This window comes from Kitasatospora sp. NBC_00458 (assembly GCF_036013975.1).
Taxonomy (GTDB): domain Bacteria; phylum Actinomycetota; class Actinomycetes; order Streptomycetales; family Streptomycetaceae; genus Kitasatospora.
In genome coordinates this window covers 2,345,997-2,361,985 of record NZ_CP107904.1, presented here as the reverse complement: position 1 = coordinate 2,361,985, position 15,989 = coordinate 2,345,997, and the positions used below count along the sequence as shown (strand labels likewise).

At 72.9% G+C, this 15,989-nt stretch carries 13 protein-coding genes and 1 CRISPR repeat array; of the genes, 8 read left to right on the top strand and 5 right to left on the bottom strand.

The features are described from left to right. Positions 1-20: 20 nt before the first annotated feature. Positions 21-2,744: an ArnT family glycosyltransferase gene (locus tag OG550_RS09100; protein ID WP_327676178.1), complete on the bottom strand. Its 2,724-nt coding sequence runs from the start codon at positions 2,742-2,744 to the stop codon at positions 21-23. 263 nt (positions 2,745-3,007) lie between these two features. Further along, on the bottom strand, positions 3,008-4,114 hold the full coding sequence (locus OG550_RS09095; RefSeq protein WP_327676177.1) for an alpha/beta hydrolase: 1,107 nt from the start codon (positions 4,112-4,114) through the stop codon (positions 3,008-3,010). A gap of 203 nt (positions 4,115-4,317) precedes the next feature. Between OG550_RS09095 and OG550_RS09090 the strand changes: the two genes are divergently transcribed. From OG550_RS09090 to OG550_RS09070, 5 genes are all read left to right on the top strand, one after another. After that, positions 4,318-5,289: a hypothetical protein gene (locus OG550_RS09090; protein WP_327676176.1), complete on the top strand. Its 972-nt coding sequence runs from the start codon at positions 4,318-4,320 to the stop codon at positions 5,287-5,289. A 218-nt stretch (positions 5,290-5,507) separates the two neighbouring features. After that, a complete protein-coding gene (locus OG550_RS09085; protein ID WP_327676175.1) occupies positions 5,508-5,840 on the top strand; it encodes a metalloregulator ArsR/SmtB family transcription factor in 333 nt (110 codons plus the stop codon). Then, complete coding sequence (locus tag OG550_RS09080) at positions 5,837-6,583, top strand: DUF2071 domain-containing protein (RefSeq protein ID WP_327676174.1); 747 nt, start codon at positions 5,837-5,839, stop codon at positions 6,581-6,583. Before OG550_RS09085 ends, OG550_RS09080 begins: the two co-directional genes overlap by 4 nt. A 194-nt stretch (positions 6,584-6,777) precedes the next feature. Next, positions 6,778-7,590 (top strand): hypothetical protein, encoded by an 813-nt coding sequence (locus OG550_RS09075; RefSeq protein WP_327676173.1) that lies wholly within the window; start codon positions 6,778-6,780, stop codon positions 7,588-7,590. A 269-nt stretch (positions 7,591-7,859) separates the two neighbouring features. After that, positions 7,860-9,413 (top strand): putative Ig domain-containing protein, encoded by a 1,554-nt coding sequence (locus tag OG550_RS09070; protein WP_327676172.1) that lies wholly within the window; start codon positions 7,860-7,862, stop codon positions 9,411-9,413. A gap of 89 nt (positions 9,414-9,502) precedes the next feature. Here OG550_RS09070 and OG550_RS09065 read toward each other — a convergent pair whose 3' ends face one another. Both OG550_RS09065 and OG550_RS09060 read right to left on the bottom strand, forming a co-directional pair. Beyond that, positions 9,503-10,084 carry an NUDIX hydrolase gene (locus OG550_RS09065; RefSeq protein WP_327676171.1) on the bottom strand — a complete coding sequence of 194 codons (582 nt, stop codon included), beginning with the start codon at positions 10,082-10,084 and terminating at the stop codon, positions 9,503-9,505. A 349-nt stretch (positions 10,085-10,433) separates the two neighbouring features. Then, positions 10,434-11,316: a CRISPR direct-repeat array (repeat unit 29 nt; unit sequence CTGCTCCCCGCACACGCGGGGATGGTCCC). A 142-nt stretch (positions 11,317-11,458) separates the two neighbouring features. Beyond that, the gene (locus OG550_RS09060; protein ID WP_327676170.1) at positions 11,459-12,223 is read right to left on the bottom strand and encodes a maleylpyruvate isomerase family mycothiol-dependent enzyme; all 765 of its coding nucleotides are present in this window, start codon (positions 12,221-12,223) and stop codon (positions 11,459-11,461) included. Positions 12,224-12,295: 72 nt separating this feature from the next. Here OG550_RS09060 and OG550_RS09055 point away from each other — a divergent pair, with 72 nt between their 5' ends. Together OG550_RS09055 and OG550_RS09050 are read left to right on the top strand one after the other, a co-directional pair. After that, positions 12,296-13,255, top strand: a complete 960-nt coding sequence (locus OG550_RS09055) for a MerR family transcriptional regulator (protein WP_327676169.1) — start codon at positions 12,296-12,298, stop codon at positions 13,253-13,255. A gap of 54 nt (positions 13,256-13,309) precedes the next feature. Next, the gene (locus OG550_RS09050; protein ID WP_327676168.1) at positions 13,310-14,080 is read left to right on the top strand and encodes an alpha/beta fold hydrolase; all 771 of its coding nucleotides are present in this window, start codon (positions 13,310-13,312) and stop codon (positions 14,078-14,080) included. Between the two features lie 127 nt (positions 14,081-14,207). On the opposite strand, the gene OG550_RS09045 is transcribed toward OG550_RS09050, so the two are convergent. Beyond that, the gene (locus OG550_RS09045; protein WP_327676167.1) at positions 14,208-15,098 is read right to left on the bottom strand and encodes a prohibitin family protein; all 891 of its coding nucleotides are present in this window, start codon (positions 15,096-15,098) and stop codon (positions 14,208-14,210) included. Between the two features lie 189 nt (positions 15,099-15,287). Here OG550_RS09045 and OG550_RS09040 point away from each other — a divergent pair, with 189 nt between their 5' ends. After that, the gene (locus OG550_RS09040; protein WP_327676166.1) at positions 15,288-15,761 is read left to right on the top strand and encodes a carboxymuconolactone decarboxylase family protein; all 474 of its coding nucleotides are present in this window, start codon (positions 15,288-15,290) and stop codon (positions 15,759-15,761) included. Positions 15,762-15,989 lie beyond the last annotated feature (228 nt).

Sequence of the window (15,989 nt, the reverse complement as noted above, 5' to 3'; positions counted from 1 at the left end):
GGCCCGGCGACCGGCAAGGGTCAGGAGGTGGGCGGCTGGGTGAGGTCGTAGAAGGTCGTGCCGCCGACCGTCCGCGCGGTGTAGTGGCTCGTCACCCAGCTCTCGATCTGCGCGGTCTGCGACTCCGACGTGCCGACGCCGCCCGGCGTCACCACGCCTCCGACCGGCGCGCCGGTGCCGGGGCTGTTCGGGTCGGTGCCGGTGCCGTCGGTGCCGGGGCTGTTCGGGTCGGTGCCGTTCGGGGGCGTGCCCACCGAGCCCGCGCCCGGACCCGCGCCGTTGCGGCCGGGGCCGCCCGGGTTCGTGCCGTCCGTTCCCGCCGTGCCCGTGCCACCCGTTCCCGTGCCGTCCGTTCCCGTGCCACCCGTTCCCGTGCCACCCGTTCCCGTGCCGTCCGTTCCCGTCGTGCCCGTTCCCCCGCCGATCGCCCGCTGCGGGCCGCCGCCGGCGATGAACCAGTGCACCTTGCCCTCCTTCACGTACTGCTGGAAGGCGCTCAGGGTGAGCGACGGGTCGCTGCTGTTGAAGCCGCCGAGCGCCATCACCGGTTCACCGGAGGCGAGTTGGTAGCTGGCGGCGTTCTGCGAGCCGCTGGTCGCGGCGGTCCAGCGGTAGCGGTCGGCGTCCTGCTTCAACAGGGCGGCGGCCTCGTCGCTCACCTTGGCGCCGTTGAGCAGCCCGCCCATGCCGCCGGGTCCGCCCATGAAACCGTAGACGCCCTGCCCGGCACCGCCCCGGCCCGCCCGGCCGCCCTGCGGCGGGAGGCCCTGCACACCGCCCTGCGGGGGCGAGACCTGTCGGCCGTTGAGCCAGAACGCGCCCTCGCCGCCCGGCCCGCCGGGGCCGACGCGCCGCATGCCGCCGCCCGGGCCGAACCCGCCCGAGACCGCCGGTCCGGCCGTCACGATCGAGCCGGTGTGCGGGGTGTTGACGGTGTCCACCGCGTACGCGGCCGGACCGCCCAGCGCCGCGGCGGCACCCGCCAGACCCGCCACCGTGGTCAGCCGCCCGGCGAGCCGGTGGCCCCGGCGGCCGTGGCCCGGACGGTCGTGCGCACCGTCCGCCCCGTCCGCCCCGTGCACCCTGTCCGTCCCGTGCGCGTCGTCCGCGACGGGTGCGGCCCCCGCGGGCCCGTCCGCGCGGTCCGCGAACCGGGCGGTCAGCGGCCCGGCGGCGAGCAGCGCGGCCGCCGACACCAGCCCGCCGACCAGCACCGTCCAGCGTAGCCAGGGCAGGAAGTCCGGGCTCCGGCCCAGCAGGACGAACGCCCAGGACACCGTCACCGCCAGCGTCCCCGCCAGCACCGCCGCGTACGGCAGCCGGTGCCGGGCCCGCCAGAGGCCGTCGACGCCCATGCCGACCAGCGCCGCGACCGCCGGGGCCAGCGCCACCGTGTAGTACTGGTGGAAGATCCCCGACATGAAGCTGAAGGTCAGCGCCGTGCAGAGCAGCCAGCCGCCCCAGACCAGGAAGGCCGACCGCGCGGTGTCGGTCCGGGCGTAGCGGCGGGTCGCCCAGAGGCCGAGGAGGAGCAGGATCAGCGCGGCCGGCATCAGCCAGGCGATCTGCCCGCCGATGTCGCCGTCGAACATCCGGGTGATGCCGGTCTCGCCCCAGCCGCCACCGCCGCGCATCGCGCCGGGCGCGCCGCCGGCAGGTGCCTCCAGTCCGGCCGGGAACTGGGCCCGGCCGCCCCCGCCGACGCTGCCGGTCTCGTTGCCGTTGAGCCGGCCGAGACCGTTGTAGCCGAAGGTGAGGGAGAGGAAGCTGTTGTCCTGCGAGCCGCCGACGTACGGGCGGGCCGAGGCCGGTACCAGCTCGACCACCGCCACCCACCAGCCGCCCGCGACCACCATCGCCAGTCCGGCGGTCAGCAGCTGGCGGACCCGCCGCCAGAGCCCGGTCGGAGCCGCCACCAGGTAGACCACCGCGAAGGCGGGCAGCACCAGGAACGCCTGCAGCGTCTTGGTCAGGAAGGCCAGCCCGAACATCACCCCGGTGAACACCAGCCACCCGGTGCTCGCCGTCTCGGTCGCCCGCACCAGCCCGTACGCGGCCAGGGTGAGCAGGAGCACCAGCAGTGCGTCCGGGTTGTTGAAGCGGAACATCAGCGCCGCCACCGGGGTCAGCGCCAGGGCGACGCCCGCCAGCAGCCCGGCAGTCGGGGAGAAGCGGCGGCGCACCGTCGCGTACAGGGCGGCGACGGTGCCCACGGCCATCAGCGCCTGCGGGGCCAGCAGCGACCAGGAGGAGAGCCCGAAGATCCGGGCCGAGAGCGCCATCGGCCAGAGCGCGAGGGGCGGCTTGTCGACGGTGATGAAGTTCCCGGCGTCCGAGGAGCCGTAGAAGAAGGCCTTCCAGCTCTCGCTGCCGGCCTGGGCCGCGGCCGAGTAGAAGGCGTTGGCCCAGCCCGAGGCCGACAGGCCCCAGAGGTAGAGGACGGCGGTCGCGGCCAGCAGCGCGAGCAGCGCGGGCCTGACCCAGCGCGGGTCCTCCGCGCGCCCGCGCCAGGTCCGGGCCGGCAGGGTGCGCAGCCGGCCGGCCCAGGACGCCGGGCCCTTCGGCCCGACGGGCGGCAGCGGGAGCTCCGGGAAGAGCGGCGGTGCGGCGGGCCGCGCCTCCGGGGCCTCGGCGCCGGGGCCGGCCGGCCCCGGCGGCCCGGCGGGCGGCAGTTGCGGCGGCGGGTAGTTCGCGGCCTCCGGCCAGGGTTCGCCGGCCGGCGGGGAGAAGCTGGTCGTGGTCATGGGCGATACGTTCGGGCGCCCGACTGAGAGAAACGTGAGACGGGGGTGTGAGCCGCCTGTGATCCTGTGTCGACCGCCCGGACGGCGCAACGCCCGGTCGGCCGTTCGTGGGCGGTCGGTCTGACGGTCGGATGGGCGGACGGTCCGTCCGGGCCCTGCGGCGCGCCGGTCTGCCGGACCGTCGGTCTGCCGGAACGTCGGACCGCCGGCGGGTCCAGTGCGCCGGTCTCGGGTGTCCGGTCGGCCCGGTGGGGCGCCGCCGGTCAGGCGGACTGCGGCATCGTCAGGTGCTTGCCCAGCCACTCCAGGGCGGGCGGGATCTCGCGGGTCCAGGTGTGGAAGTTGTGCCCGCCGGTGTCCAGGGTGATGGTGGAGAGCTTGGTCGGCGCCTTGAAGGACTCGACCATCGCCTGGGTGCCCTCGTAGTTGTTCTCGTCGTAGCTGGTGGCGAGCAGGAGGGCGACGGGTTCGGCGGGCTTGTTCTTCAGCCGCCAGACCAGGTCGTTCTCCTGCTTCAGGCGGTCGTTGCCGCCGAACAGGTCGCCGGTGGTCTCGTCGATCGGCGCGGTGTAGTAGCCGGAGAGGGAGACGGCGGCCCGGTAGGCGTCGGGCTTGCGCAGCGCGAACTTGAGCGCGCAGTAGCCGCCGGTGGAGTTGCCGATCACCGCGCGGTTGGCCGGGTCGGTGCCGATCCGGTAGTTGCCGGCCAGGGCCTTCGGCAGGTCGCTGGTGAAGAAGGTCTCCACCTGGGGCCCGCCGGGGACGTCCATGCACTCGGTGTCGCGGTTGCCGACCAGCGTCGGGCGCATCAGCACCAGGACGGTCGGCGGGAGCTTCTTCTCCTCGATCGCGGTGAGGGCGGACGCCGGGTACTGCATCAGCGAGATGAGCTTCTCCGCCGACCCCGGGTAGCCGGCCAGCACCAGTGCCATCGGGAACTTCTGCTGCGCGTACTCCGGCTGGAAGTACTGCGGGGGGAGGTAGACGTAGGCGTCGCTGCTCAGGCCGCTCGCCGAGCCCTTGACGGCGACCTCCTGGATCAGCCCGGAGCGGTCGCGGGCCGAGCCCTGCGCCGAGTACATGTTCTTCTCGCCCGTGACCGAGAGGGACGCGGCGGCGTTCGGCTGGTGGTCGACGACCGTGCCGGGCTTGCCGTTGGTGCCCAGCAGGTCGCTCCAGGAGCTGTAGAAGCCGAAGTAGCCGTTGGCGATCAGACCCATGGCGGCCAGGACCGCGATCTGGGTGGCGAAGAACGCCCCGATCCGCCCCGACCAGGCCTTCCACCCGCGCCCGCCGAATCTCGGCCAGAGCCACATCGTGGCGGCGAAGACGCCGATCGCGACGACGGCGGCGATGATCTGGAGGGGCATTCCCGTGAGGCTCAACACCTGCCCGATCGTAGTTGACCCTCGGGCCCGGCCGGCGCGCCCCTCGTGCGCCCCCTATACGATCCGATGCGCCGCTTGTGCGCCCTGTTGACCGCGTCTCGTCGGGTCGGGATCATGTCCGCGGGGATTGCAGAGTGCACGGAGCGTGCACGAGAGAGTACCGAGAGAGTTCCGGGGGAAGCGGCATGAAGTCCTTCACCAAGGTCGGCCTGGCCGCCGGCACGACCGCACTGCTGCTGACGGCGTGTTCCGGCGGCAGCTCCGGCAGCACGGACGCCTCCGGCGGCCGGACCGACAGCGCCCCGGCGTCCACGGCCGCGTCCACGCCGACCCCCACGCCGACCCCGACCCCGACGCCGACACCCACCAAGCCCCCGTACGGCCCGGTGCTGGCCGGCTACGTCGACCCGGTCAACGCCGCGCTGGCCAAGCTCAACCCGGCCGGGAGCATCGACAACTTCGCCACCGCGCTCCAGGAGGCGGCGACCGCGGCCAACTCCGCCAGCAGCGGCCTGGCCCTGGCCGGCGAGCCGGACACCGTCACCACCGTCCGGCGCCAGCTGGCGACCGCGCTCTCCCAGCTCTCCACCGACCTCACCAAGGTCCGCACCGACATCAAGTCGAAGAGCGTCTGCACCACGTCCTCGGCCTTCGCCGAGGTCGGGCTCTCCGAGGGTCTCAAGGGGGTGCCCCTCGCACTCGCCCAGATGACCGCCGCCGGCTACCCGACCACCTTCGCCGTCCCGCAGACCCCGCCGCTGCAGGCCCGCTCGCTCGACAACGGCACCATGGTCCGCAAGGGCCGCCTGCGCGGCGAGGGCGGGCTGGAGGTCGACAACACGGGCGGCAGCTCCGACTCGGTCGTGTCGCTCTCCCAGAACAACAAGGCGGTCCACTCGCTGTACGTCGGCAAGGGGAAGAAGGCGTCGATCGACGGCATCGAGGACGGCACGTACGACGTGTTCTTCTCCGACGGGATCGACTGGGACCCGACGCTGAAGATGTTCACCCAGAACTGCTCCTACACGAAGTTCGACGACACCCTGTCCTACGAGACCGGCCGGACGGCCACCACCTGGTCGATCACGCTGACTGCGAAGGTCGGCGGGAACGCGAAGACCAGCGACGTGGACGAGGAGGCCTTCCCGCAGCCGTAGTCGTGGCCGCGGCCTGTACCGCAGCCCCGACGTGTCGTGAAGCGTCGTGAAGTGCCCCCCGCCGGACCGGCGGGGGGCACTTCCGCGTGCGCGCGCCCCGGCTTGCCCGCTCGGCCGGCGGAGTCCTGCCCGGCGGTCCCCCTCTCCGGCTGTCCGCCCGGCTGCCCGATCGAACGATGAGCCTTTTAGATATTTAGCTAATGTGCTAAATATCTACCATGACAGAAGCCCAGGACGAGGCAGGGGCCTTCCGCGCCCTCGCCGACCCGACGAGGCGCCAGATCCTGGAGGACCTCAGGGGCGGCGAACTCGCGGCGGGCGAGATCGCGAGCAGGTTCGCGATCAGCGCGCCGTCCATCTCGCGCCACCTCGGCGTGCTCAAGGGGGCCGGCCTGGTCACCGAGCGCCGCGACGGCAACCGGATCCTCTACGCACTGGCCGAGGACCGGCTGGCCACCTGCATCGGCCGGTTCCTCAGCGCCGTCTGCCCCGAGCAGATCGTCCTGCGCCACACCAAGTGGCGCCCCGGCCCGCAGAACGAGGGATCATGAGGCAGCCGCACCTGTCCAGCGTCGTCGAACGGCGGCTCCTGGTGAACTACCGGGTCGCCCCCGACGCCGTGGCCCGCCTGCTCCCCGGGCCGCTGCGCCCGCAACTGGTGCGCGGCCACGCGGTCGCGGGCATCTGCCTCCTGCGCCTGGGCGGCGTCCGGCCCTCCTGGGCGCCCGGGGCGTTCGGGCTGCGGAGCGAGAACGCGGCCCACCGGATCTCCGTCGAGTGGGACGGGCCGGACGGCGTCGAGACCGGCGTCTACATCCCGCGCCGCGACACCGGCTCCCGGCTCAACGCCTGGGCCGGAGGCCGGCTCTTCCCCGGCGAGCACGGCCGCGCCGACTTCGAGGTGCACGAGACGCCCGACCGGTTGCGCGTCGCCTTCGCCACGCGCGACGGCGACACCCGGGTGGACGTCACCGCCGACCTGTCCGACGAACTCCGGGGCAGCGAGCTCTTCGCCGACCTCGCCGAGGCCTCCCGCTTCTTCCGGGAGGGGTCGAAGGGCTACTCCGCGACCAGGTCCGGCCGCCGCATGGACGGCATGGAACTGCACACCGACGCCTGGCACGTGGAGGCCTGCCGGGTCGGTTCCGCCAGCTCGTCCTTCTTCGACGACCCGGACCGCTTCCCGCCCGGGAGCGCCGTCCTGGACAGTGCCCTGGTCATGCGCGACGTCCCCGCCGCCTGGCGGCCGCTCCCGGCCGCGGCCGCCGACCGGAGCGCCCGACTCGCCGGGTGACGTACCCGGTTGCGTCGGCCGGGGCCGGGCAGTCGGCCGGATGCCGTGCCCGGCGCCGGTTCCACCGGCCTCGCGGTCCGCGAGGGCCCGTGAGGTCCGGGCGGCCGTGAGGTCCGGGTGGCCGTGAGGCCCGTGGGGCCCGTGCGAGGTCCGGGTCCAACTCCGTTGTCAGTGCCGTGTGCCAGACTCCGCGCATGGCCCTCGAACCGCTCACCTCCCTCACCCTCGCCGCGTGGCGCCGGCTCGACCTCACCACCGCCACCCGCGTGGCCGCGCAGGCGGCCGACGCCGTGGGCGGGCGGCTGGAGCACGTCGAGACGGTCGAACACCTGGGCGCGCCGCTGCACCGCGTGCTGGTCGAGCGCGGCGGCCGGCTGTTCGGGCTGGTTCCGGGCGGCCGGGTCACCGTCGGGTTCGACCTCGCGGCCTGGGAGCCCTCGGCCGAACTCCTGGACTGCTACCGGGAGGAGAGCGTCAGCCAGGGGTTCGGCCTCGACGACGACCTGCGCGTGCACCTCGCCCGGTACCTCAGCCCGCACCGGGCCGCCACCGTGCCGACGCTGCTGATGGCCGTCGAGGACGAGGACATCACCGAATCGCCCGCCGACATGCCGGCGGCCCTGGCCGCGGAGGGGCTGCGACTGCCGCACCCCGACGAGTGGGAGCACGCGTGCGGCGCCGGCGCCGGGACGCTCTTCCGCTGGGGCGACCAGTGCCCGCTCGACCGCGGCCCCTACCAGGACGACGCGGGCCCGCACACCGGGCCGAGCGCCTTCGGGCTGCGGATCGCCTACGACACCTACCGGTTCGAGATGACCAGCGACCCGGGCGCGATCCACGGCGGCGACGGCGGAGAGTCGGTCTGCGGCGGGTACGGCATCGTCCTGGAGTGGCTGCCCCTCGCCACGGCCAACCGGAACCCGGAGATGGCCGCGCTCGTGAACGGGGCGGACGACACGGGCATGGGCGACGAACTCTCCGTCCGGCCGGTCCTCGACCTGCGGTGATTCGGCCGTGAACCGGCCGTGAACCGGCAGGGGCCCGTCGGGCGCACGGGGGTTGTGGGGCCCGTGGTGTCCGAGTGCGCGCGGCCCCGGGGGAGTTGACGGAGGGTCGCCCGGGCGTCTGGCACTGGAGGGTGCCCGCCGTGCCCCGGCCGGATCCGGGTGGACGAATTCGGTACGCATGGTTGACCGATTGAAGTGGCCATGGCACTTTCGTGCGGCGCGGGCGTCCGCAACCGGTCGTACGCCCCGCATCCCCCACAAGGAGAGCCATGTTCAAGAGACTTGCCGCCGCGTCCGCCGCGAGCGCAGTCGTCGCAGGCGTCCTGACCTGCGTAACTGCCACCCCCGCGCAGGCGGTGCAGGCCGGTGACCTGACGTCCACGATCGCGCTGAGCAACTGCTCCGCCTCGCTGGTGCGTTACCCCTCCTCGGTCGACGCCGACCGGGCCCTGATGCTCACCAACGGTCACTGTCTGCCGACCATGCCGTCCGCCGGCCAGGTCATCCAGAACCAGAGCGCCAGCCGCAGCGGCACCCTGCTCAACGCCTCCGGCGGTTCGCTCGGCACCGTGCAGGCGGACCGGATCCTGTACGCGACGATGACCGGCACGGACGTCGCGCTGTACCAGCTCACCGACACCTTCGGGTCGATCACCTCCAAGTTCGGTGCGACGGCGCTGACCATCAGCGACACCCACCCGGTCGACGGCTCGGCGATGTTCATACCGTCCTCGTACTGGAAGCAGACCTGGAACTGCTCCGTCAACGGGTTCGTCGGCACGCTGCGCGAGGACGAGTGGACCTGGCGCGACTCGATCCGCTACAGCTCCGGCTGCAACACCACGCACGGCACGTCCGGTTCGCCGATCGTCGACGCCGCGACCAAGAAGGTCGTCGGCATCAACAACACCGGCAACGACGACGGCCAGATGTGCACGATCAACAACCCCTGCGAGGTGGCGGCCGACGGCACCACCAAGGCCGTCAAGGGCCAGAGCTACGGGCAGGAGACCTACTGGTTCACCACCTGCCTCGGCAACGGGCGGGTCATCGACCTCAACGTCAGCGGCTGCCTGCTGACCAAGCCCGCGGGCAGCGGCACCGTCTCGGTGGCCAACCCGGGCAACCAGTCCACCGCGGTGGGCGGTTCGGCAAACCTGCAGATCCAGGCGAGCGGCGGCTCCACCCCGTACACCTACACCGCCACCGGCCTGCCGGCCGGCCTGTCGATCAACGCCTCCACCGGCGTGATCACCGGCACCGCGACGACGGCGGGCACGTACAACGTGACCGTGACGGCGAAGGACTCGGCGAACAAGACCGGCAGCACCGCCTTCAGCTGGACCGTCAGCGGTGGCGGCGGCGGCACGTGCACGCCGGCGCAGCTGCTCGGCAACGCGGGCTTCGAGACCGGCACCGCCGCCCCGTGGACCACCTCCAGCGGCGTCGTCGACAAGTCGGCCTCGCAGGCCCCGCACGGCGGCACCTGGAAGGCGTGGCTGAACGGCTACGGCTCCACCCACACCGACACCCTCTCCCAGACGGTGTCCATCCCGGCCGGCTGCAAGGCCACCCTCAGCTTCTACCTGCACATCGACACCGGTGAGTCCGGCACGACCGCGTACGACAAGCTGGCCGTCACCGTCAACGGCACCGCGCTGAAGACCTACTCCAACGCGGACGCCGCGGCCGGCTACCAGCTGCGCACCTTCGACCTCTCGGCCTACGCGGGCCAGTCGGTGACCCTCAAGTTCACCGGCACCGAGGACGCGTCCCTGCAGACCAGCTTCGTGATCGACGACACCGCGATCGCGACCAGCTGACACGCGGCCGGGACGGGCGCCGGCCCGTCCCGGCTGGTCCCCGCACAGGAAGTCGGCGGCTCCGACCTCCTGTGCGGGGACCCCACCCGTCAGAGGCCGTGCCGGGCGCGGTGCCGCTGGAAGAGGCCGAGCGCGGCCACGGACGGCGCGTCCTTGAAACGGCCCTCGGCGATGAGCTGCCAGACCTCGTCCTCGGAGAACCAACGGCTGATCAGACCCGCCTCCTCCTCGTCGAGATCGGCCTCACCGGCCGTGAGGTCGGTCGCGAGGACGACGTGGAAGCCCTGGTCGGAGTAGCCGTACGCCTCGAAGAGGTGCCCGAGCGGCGTCATCGTCCCGGCGGACAGCCCCGTCTCCTCGGCGAGTTCGCCGCGCGCGAGGTCGAGCGGGTCGGCGTCGGGCCGCTCCTCCCACGTCCCCTGGGGGAACTCCCAGTAGCGGGCCCGCACGGGGTACCGGTACTGCTCCACCAGGTGGAAGCCGCCGTCGGCGTAAGGCACGACGAGCGCGAAGTCCGGCTTCTCGACCACGCCGTAGACGCCCTCGGCACCGTCGTGCCGCAGGGTCCGGTCCTCACGGACGGTCATCCAGCGGTTCTCGTAGACGACGGTGCTGCTGGTAGCCACCAGTTCGTGCCCGGGCTGCGAGGTGCGGGGAGCGTCCATATCCATACGGGGACGCTATCCGACCGTCCGCTCGGCCCCGTCGCTCCGGCGCGGAGTCAACCCACGGGCGCTCCCGAGCCGTCGACGGCGGCGAGAACCGCAGAGCACATCGGGCCGGACCCGGCCCGGCGCCGCACGGTCGTCGGCCACCGCAACACCCCCGCAGGGCCGAGGCAACGCACGCTACGCGGGGTCGGCTGCGTGCCCTTGAAGGAGGCCGGGAGTAGATTGACCTCGGCCGAACCGATGGCACAGCTGGGATTCCAGGGAGAGCGTCAGAAATGTGTGAGATGCCGGAATCTCAACAAGTGGTGAAATCTCACCGACAGCCTGCATAAACCCGCAGGCCACGGAGCTGCTCCCCGCACACGCGGGGATGGTCCCGTGGACGAGGCCACGAAGGCCTCGTTCGACCGCTGCTCCCCGCACACGCGGGGATGGTCCCGACGCGTACGGCAACGCGCTCTGGACGCACAACTGCTCCCCGCACACGCGGGGATGGTCCCGGCGAAGTGGTCGCCCATCGGGCCCACGATGTCTGCTCCCCGCACACGCGGGGATGGTCCCTACGCCGCCGCAGCCTGACGAGAGGACTGACGCTGCTCCCCGCACACGCGGGGATGGTCCCGAGGACGCCCTGATGCGGATCACGGGCTGGCGCTGCTCCCCGCACACGCGGGGATGGTCCCCCTCGGGTACGGAAGTGGTGCGCGGAGAACGGCTGCTCCCCGCACACGCGGGGATGGTCCTCAGGGCGGAAACGTTTCCTCAGCGCCGCAGGACTGCTCCCCGCACACGCGGGGATGGTCCCTCGGCCTCGTCGGCCGCGAGGCGCTCGTCGAGCTGCTCCCCGCACACGCGGGGATGGTCCCACCAAGCTCGGCGCGGCCGCGTACGTGGACGACTGCTCCCCGCACACGCGGAGATGGTCCCTCGCCGAAGCCTGGGGGTCGCTGGACGAGAGCCTGCTCCCCGCACACGCGGGGATGGTCCCGCCCGCCGCCTGGTGTGGCATCAGCACTTCGACTGCTCCCCGCACACGCGGGGATGGTCCCGTCATCGAGTGCTGACGATAGGGGTCACCACCCTGCTCCCCGCACACGCGGGGATGGTCCCCGGCAACGAACCCCGCAAGTCGAGCAGCGACCCTGCTCCCCGCACACGCGGGGATGGTCCCTCGTTGACGGCAGCGTTGTAGACGTAGCCGGACTGCTCCCCGCACACGCGGGGATGGTCCCAAGGACCAGCGGTGCTAAGGCTTCTGGCTCAGCTGCTCCCTGCATGGGCGGGGGTGGTCTTGTGGTGGTGGAGGCCTGATGGGTCGTGGTGTCGTGTTTCTCGTTCCCCGGCTGGATGTGGGGCGGGTGGGTGGTCGGCGGTTCAGAGTGCGCTGTGGGTCAGCCAGTGGTCCAGTAGTGCGCGGTCGCCTGTGACCGCCACTCGGTCGTCTTCCGGCGGGATGCGGCGGGCGAGTACCAGCATGAGGTCCGCGACCTTCCCCGACGCCACCGCGTCGGCCTCGACCGGCTGTTCGCGCTGCCAGTGCAGTGCCCGGGGCGTCCGGGTGACCACCCAGCCCGCCGCGGACGTCGGGCGGAATCCGAGTCGTTCGCCTCGGCCGCGCAGTGCGGCGACCGCGGGCCTGAAGGCGGCGAAGGCAGGCAGGGACAGCAGGTCCAGATGCTCGTCGATCACCTCGGTCGCGAGGTCGTCGGCGATTTCGAACGCCGCTCCCGTCGCGAACGCCGCGTCGTAGTGGTGGATGCACGTGTCGCCCAGCATCCTGCGCAGCCAGAAGGCGGCCGGCCTCGGTCCGGCGAAGGTCGCCGACTCCCTCTCGGGGCCGACCTGTCGGACGGCGGTGATCAGTTCCTCCGCGCCCTCGCGCAGCCAATCCGCCCACTCGTCCGGGGTGCCGGGATCGGCCCGGTACGGGTCGGGCACGGGCGACTGCTGCCCGCTGTACACGAGTTCGGCCGCCCATCGGTGCTCCTGGCCGATGTGGCCGACGAGGGTGCGCAGCGGCCAGTCCGGGCAGGTGGGCACTCGGGTGTCCGGGGCCCGTCCGGCGACCGCGCGGGCGATCCGTCCGGTCTGCTCGCGCAGTCCCTCCGCGAGTCGTGCGGTGTCGGCTGTCGATGTCATGGTGAGGGCTCCTCCGGCGGTGGTGCGGGGTGTTGTCGGTACCGTAGGAGCTCCAGTCCGGTGGAGGTTCAAGTGCCTTTTCTCGACGAGACCTTCGGGATCGGCGATCTGGCCCGGCTGACCGGTGTGCCGGTGCGCACGATCCGCTTCTACTGCGACGAGGGCATCGTCGGTTCGGTGCGCAGTGCGGGCGGGCACCGACGGTTCGACCGGGCGGCGGTGGAGCGGCTCGGCCTGGTGAGGCGGCTTCGCGGGCTGGGGTTGGGGCTGGCCTCGGTCAGGCAGGTGCTGGACGGGGAGCGCTCGGTGGCCGAGGTGGTCGCGGCGGAGCGGGCCGTGCTGGACGGCAGGATCGCGGAGTTGGCGTGGCGGCGGGCCTCGCTGTGTGCGGTCGAGGAGGCCGGTCCGGCTGACCGGGCCGGTCGGCTGGAGCTGCTCGCGGCCGCCCGGGACGGTGGCGCCGTCCGTGAGGCGCTGATCGGTTTCTGGCGGCGCACGATGGTCGCGTCGGCGGCTGAGGCGATGCTCGACGTGTTCGTGGCCATGGCGGTACCGGAGCCGCCCGCAGACCCGACGCCGCTGCAAGTCCTCGCGTTCGCGGAGCTGTTGGTGCTGGCCGGCGATCGCGGGCTGACTCGGGAGCTGCTGGCCATGGCTCGGTCCAATGCCGAGCTGGTCTCCGACGAGGCCGAGTTGATGAAGGGGATCGGCGAGGCCTGCGGGCTGGCCCAGCCCGCGGTGCGGGCCGGGGAGGCCCCGCGTGCGGGGGTCGAGCTCGACCGGTTCGTCGCGGCACACGCCTCGGTGCGCGGCGGCCGGGACACCCCGGGGTTCCGGAGGGAGCTGCTGGAGCACGTGGCCGCCGACCGCGATCCGCGGATGCGCCGCTACTGGAGGCTGGTGGCGGAGGCCGGCGGTGATCCGGTCACGCTCGGCGCGTCCCACCTGTGGCTGACGGATTCCTTGGCGCGCTCGGTGGGTGCGGCGCGCTCGGTGGGTGCGGCGGGTGCGGCGGGGGAGGGTGGCGGCTGACCGGCGCGGGGGCGGAGCGGAGACGGGGGCCAGGGGCTGCGGCAGAATGACCGGATGATCATTTCTCACGATGTGGACGGCCGCGAGAACGCACCGGCCCTGGTCCTCCTGCACTCGTCCGTCTGCGACCGCCGGATGTGGGAGCCCCAGTGGAAGCCGCTGGTCGAGGCCGGGTACCGGGTGGTCCGCGCCGACTTCCGCACCTGCGGCGAGTCGCCGGCCGGGACGGCGCCGTACTCCGACGTCGGCGACGTGCTCGACCTCCTGGACCACCTCGGCATCGGGCGGGCCGCCCTGGTCGGCTCCTCGTACGGCGGCCGGGTCGCGCTGGGGGTGGCCGGGCTCCGCCCCGAGCGGGTGTCCGCGCTGGCGCTGCTGTGTCCGGGTCGGCCCGGGCAGGTGGCGGGGCCGGAGATGCGGGCGTTCGGCGCCGCGGAGGACGAACTTCTTGAGGCCGGGGACCTCGACGGTGCGGCCGCGCTCAACGCCCGCACCTGGCTCGGGCCCGACGCCACGGAGGAGGCCGCGGAGCTGGTGGCGCGGATGCAGCGCGGCAACTTCGTGGCGGGCCTCGCCGAGGGGGCCGGGGAGTTCGAGCTTCCGGAGCCGGAGGTCGAGCTGTCCGCCGTGACGGCCCCGGCGCTGGTGGTGTCGGGCGCCCACGATCTGCCGGACTTCCGGCGGATCGTGGCCGAGGCGGCCGCCGCGCTGCCGAACGCGCGCCTCCTGGAGCTCCCGTGGGCCGGGCACCTGCCCTCGCTGGAGCGGCCGGAGGAGGTCACGGCCCTGTTGCTGGACTTCCTGGCGGACACCGCCGCGGTGTAGGTCGTCCGCGGGCGTGCGGGGCGGTGCGGGGCGGGTGGCAGTCCGCCCCACCCCGCCCCACCCCGCCCCACCCCGCACCGCCCCGTCGGTCCGCCCCGTCGTTCCGCCCCGCCCGTGGCCGGTGGCCTCAGCGCTTGGTGCCGTCCACGATCACCGGGGAGCCGCCGCCGTTGCCGCACGGGCTGGCGTAGACCGCGTTCTTCTCGGCCGCGGCCTTGAAGGCCTCGATGCACTGGCTCATCAGGATCTTGTCGGTGAGGGAGTTGGCGATCGCCGCATTGGCGGCGGCCTGGCTCTCCGAGTCGATCTTGCGCTTCTCGGCCTCCGCCTTCGCGGTGCGGACGGCCGCCTCCGCCTGGGCGGTGGCCTGGTCCTGGGCGATCTTCGCGTTGATCGCCTTCTGGAGGTCGTCGCTGGGCCGGACGTTGCGGAGGTTGACCCCGTTGACGAGGACGCCGCGCGGCGCGAGCCGGGCGGTGATCAGCTTGTCGATCTCGCCGGCGATCGCCTCGCGCTGCGAGCTGTAGCCCTCGACGCTGGTGTGCTTGGCGAAGACGTTGCGGACGATCTCCCGGCTGTCCGGGAGGACCAGGCGCTCCTGGACCGCGTCGGAGTCCCCGGCCAGCTTGTAGAGGTCGACCGTGTGCTTCGGGTCGATCGACCACTTCACGGTGAGGTCGGCGAACAGCACCCCGCCCTCGGAGGAGCGGACCTCGACCGTGCCGTCGCCGGTCAGGTTGAGGTCGGAGGGGCGGGTGGAGAACGCGGTGACGTCGGTCAGCGGGGACTTGAGGTGCAGGCCGGGCTGCCACGTCCCGCCGATCTTGCCGAGCCTGGTCGGGACGGCCACCTCGTACGGCTCGACCACGTAGGCGATCGTGGTGAGGCCGAGCAGGACGCCCAGGAGGGCCGAGCCGATGCCGCCGAGCAGGGCGGCGCGGCCTTCGAGCACGCGGCGCCACCGGAGCGCGATCAGGACGAGCCCGGCGATGAGGAACAGCAGTGAAATGATCAGCACGGCCGCAGCGTAGGGGTGTGTCGAACGCGGGTGCGATCGGGTTGGTGCGATGTTCACGCGGTGGAAGGCGGATGTTTCCGCGGCTCCGCCGGTGGGCGTGACGGGCGTCACAATCCGGTCCTGTCACAACGCGCGGGGCTGCACCGTCAAAGATGTGCAACCGACCGGACGACGACAACGGAGCACATCATGGAAGCCCGCCTGAACCCCTTCACCAACCAGGTCCTCGGCAAGGTCTACAAGCACATCATCGCCGCGGGCAAGGTCCTGGAGGGCACGACCCTGCCGGCCGCGACCCAGGAGCTGGTGAAGCTCCGTGCCAGCCAGATCAACGGCTGCGGCTTCTGCACCGACATGCACTTCAAGGACGCCGTGCACGCCGGGGAGTCGGCGGAGCGCCTGAACCTGGTCGCGGCCTGGCGGGAGGCGACGGTGTTCACCGACGCCGAGCGCGCGGCGCTGGAACTGGCGGAGGAGGCCACCCGCATCGCCGACGCGGCCGGCGGCGTCCCGGACGCGGTCTGGGAGAACGCCGCCAAGCACTACGACGAGGACCAGCTCGGCGCGCTGGTGGGCGTCATCGCCATCATCAACGCCTTCAACCGGGGCAACGTCATCCTCCAGACGCCTGCCGGCGACTACCAGCCCGGCCAGTTCGGCTGATCGGCCGCTGCCGTCAGGGGTGAGCGGGCCCGGTCCGCTCACCCCGGACGGCAGGTTGCCGCACAGCGGCCGCGCCGCCCGTGGAGGGTGTGCCCGTACGGTGCCGGGGACCGGGCGGTCGACGGTGTGGCCTCCGCTCACGGCCTGCGCAGGAAGTCGGACCCGTCGACTTCCTGCGCAGGCCGTGACCGCCGTGAGCGCCGCGGGTGCCGCGGCCGGGGAGGTTCA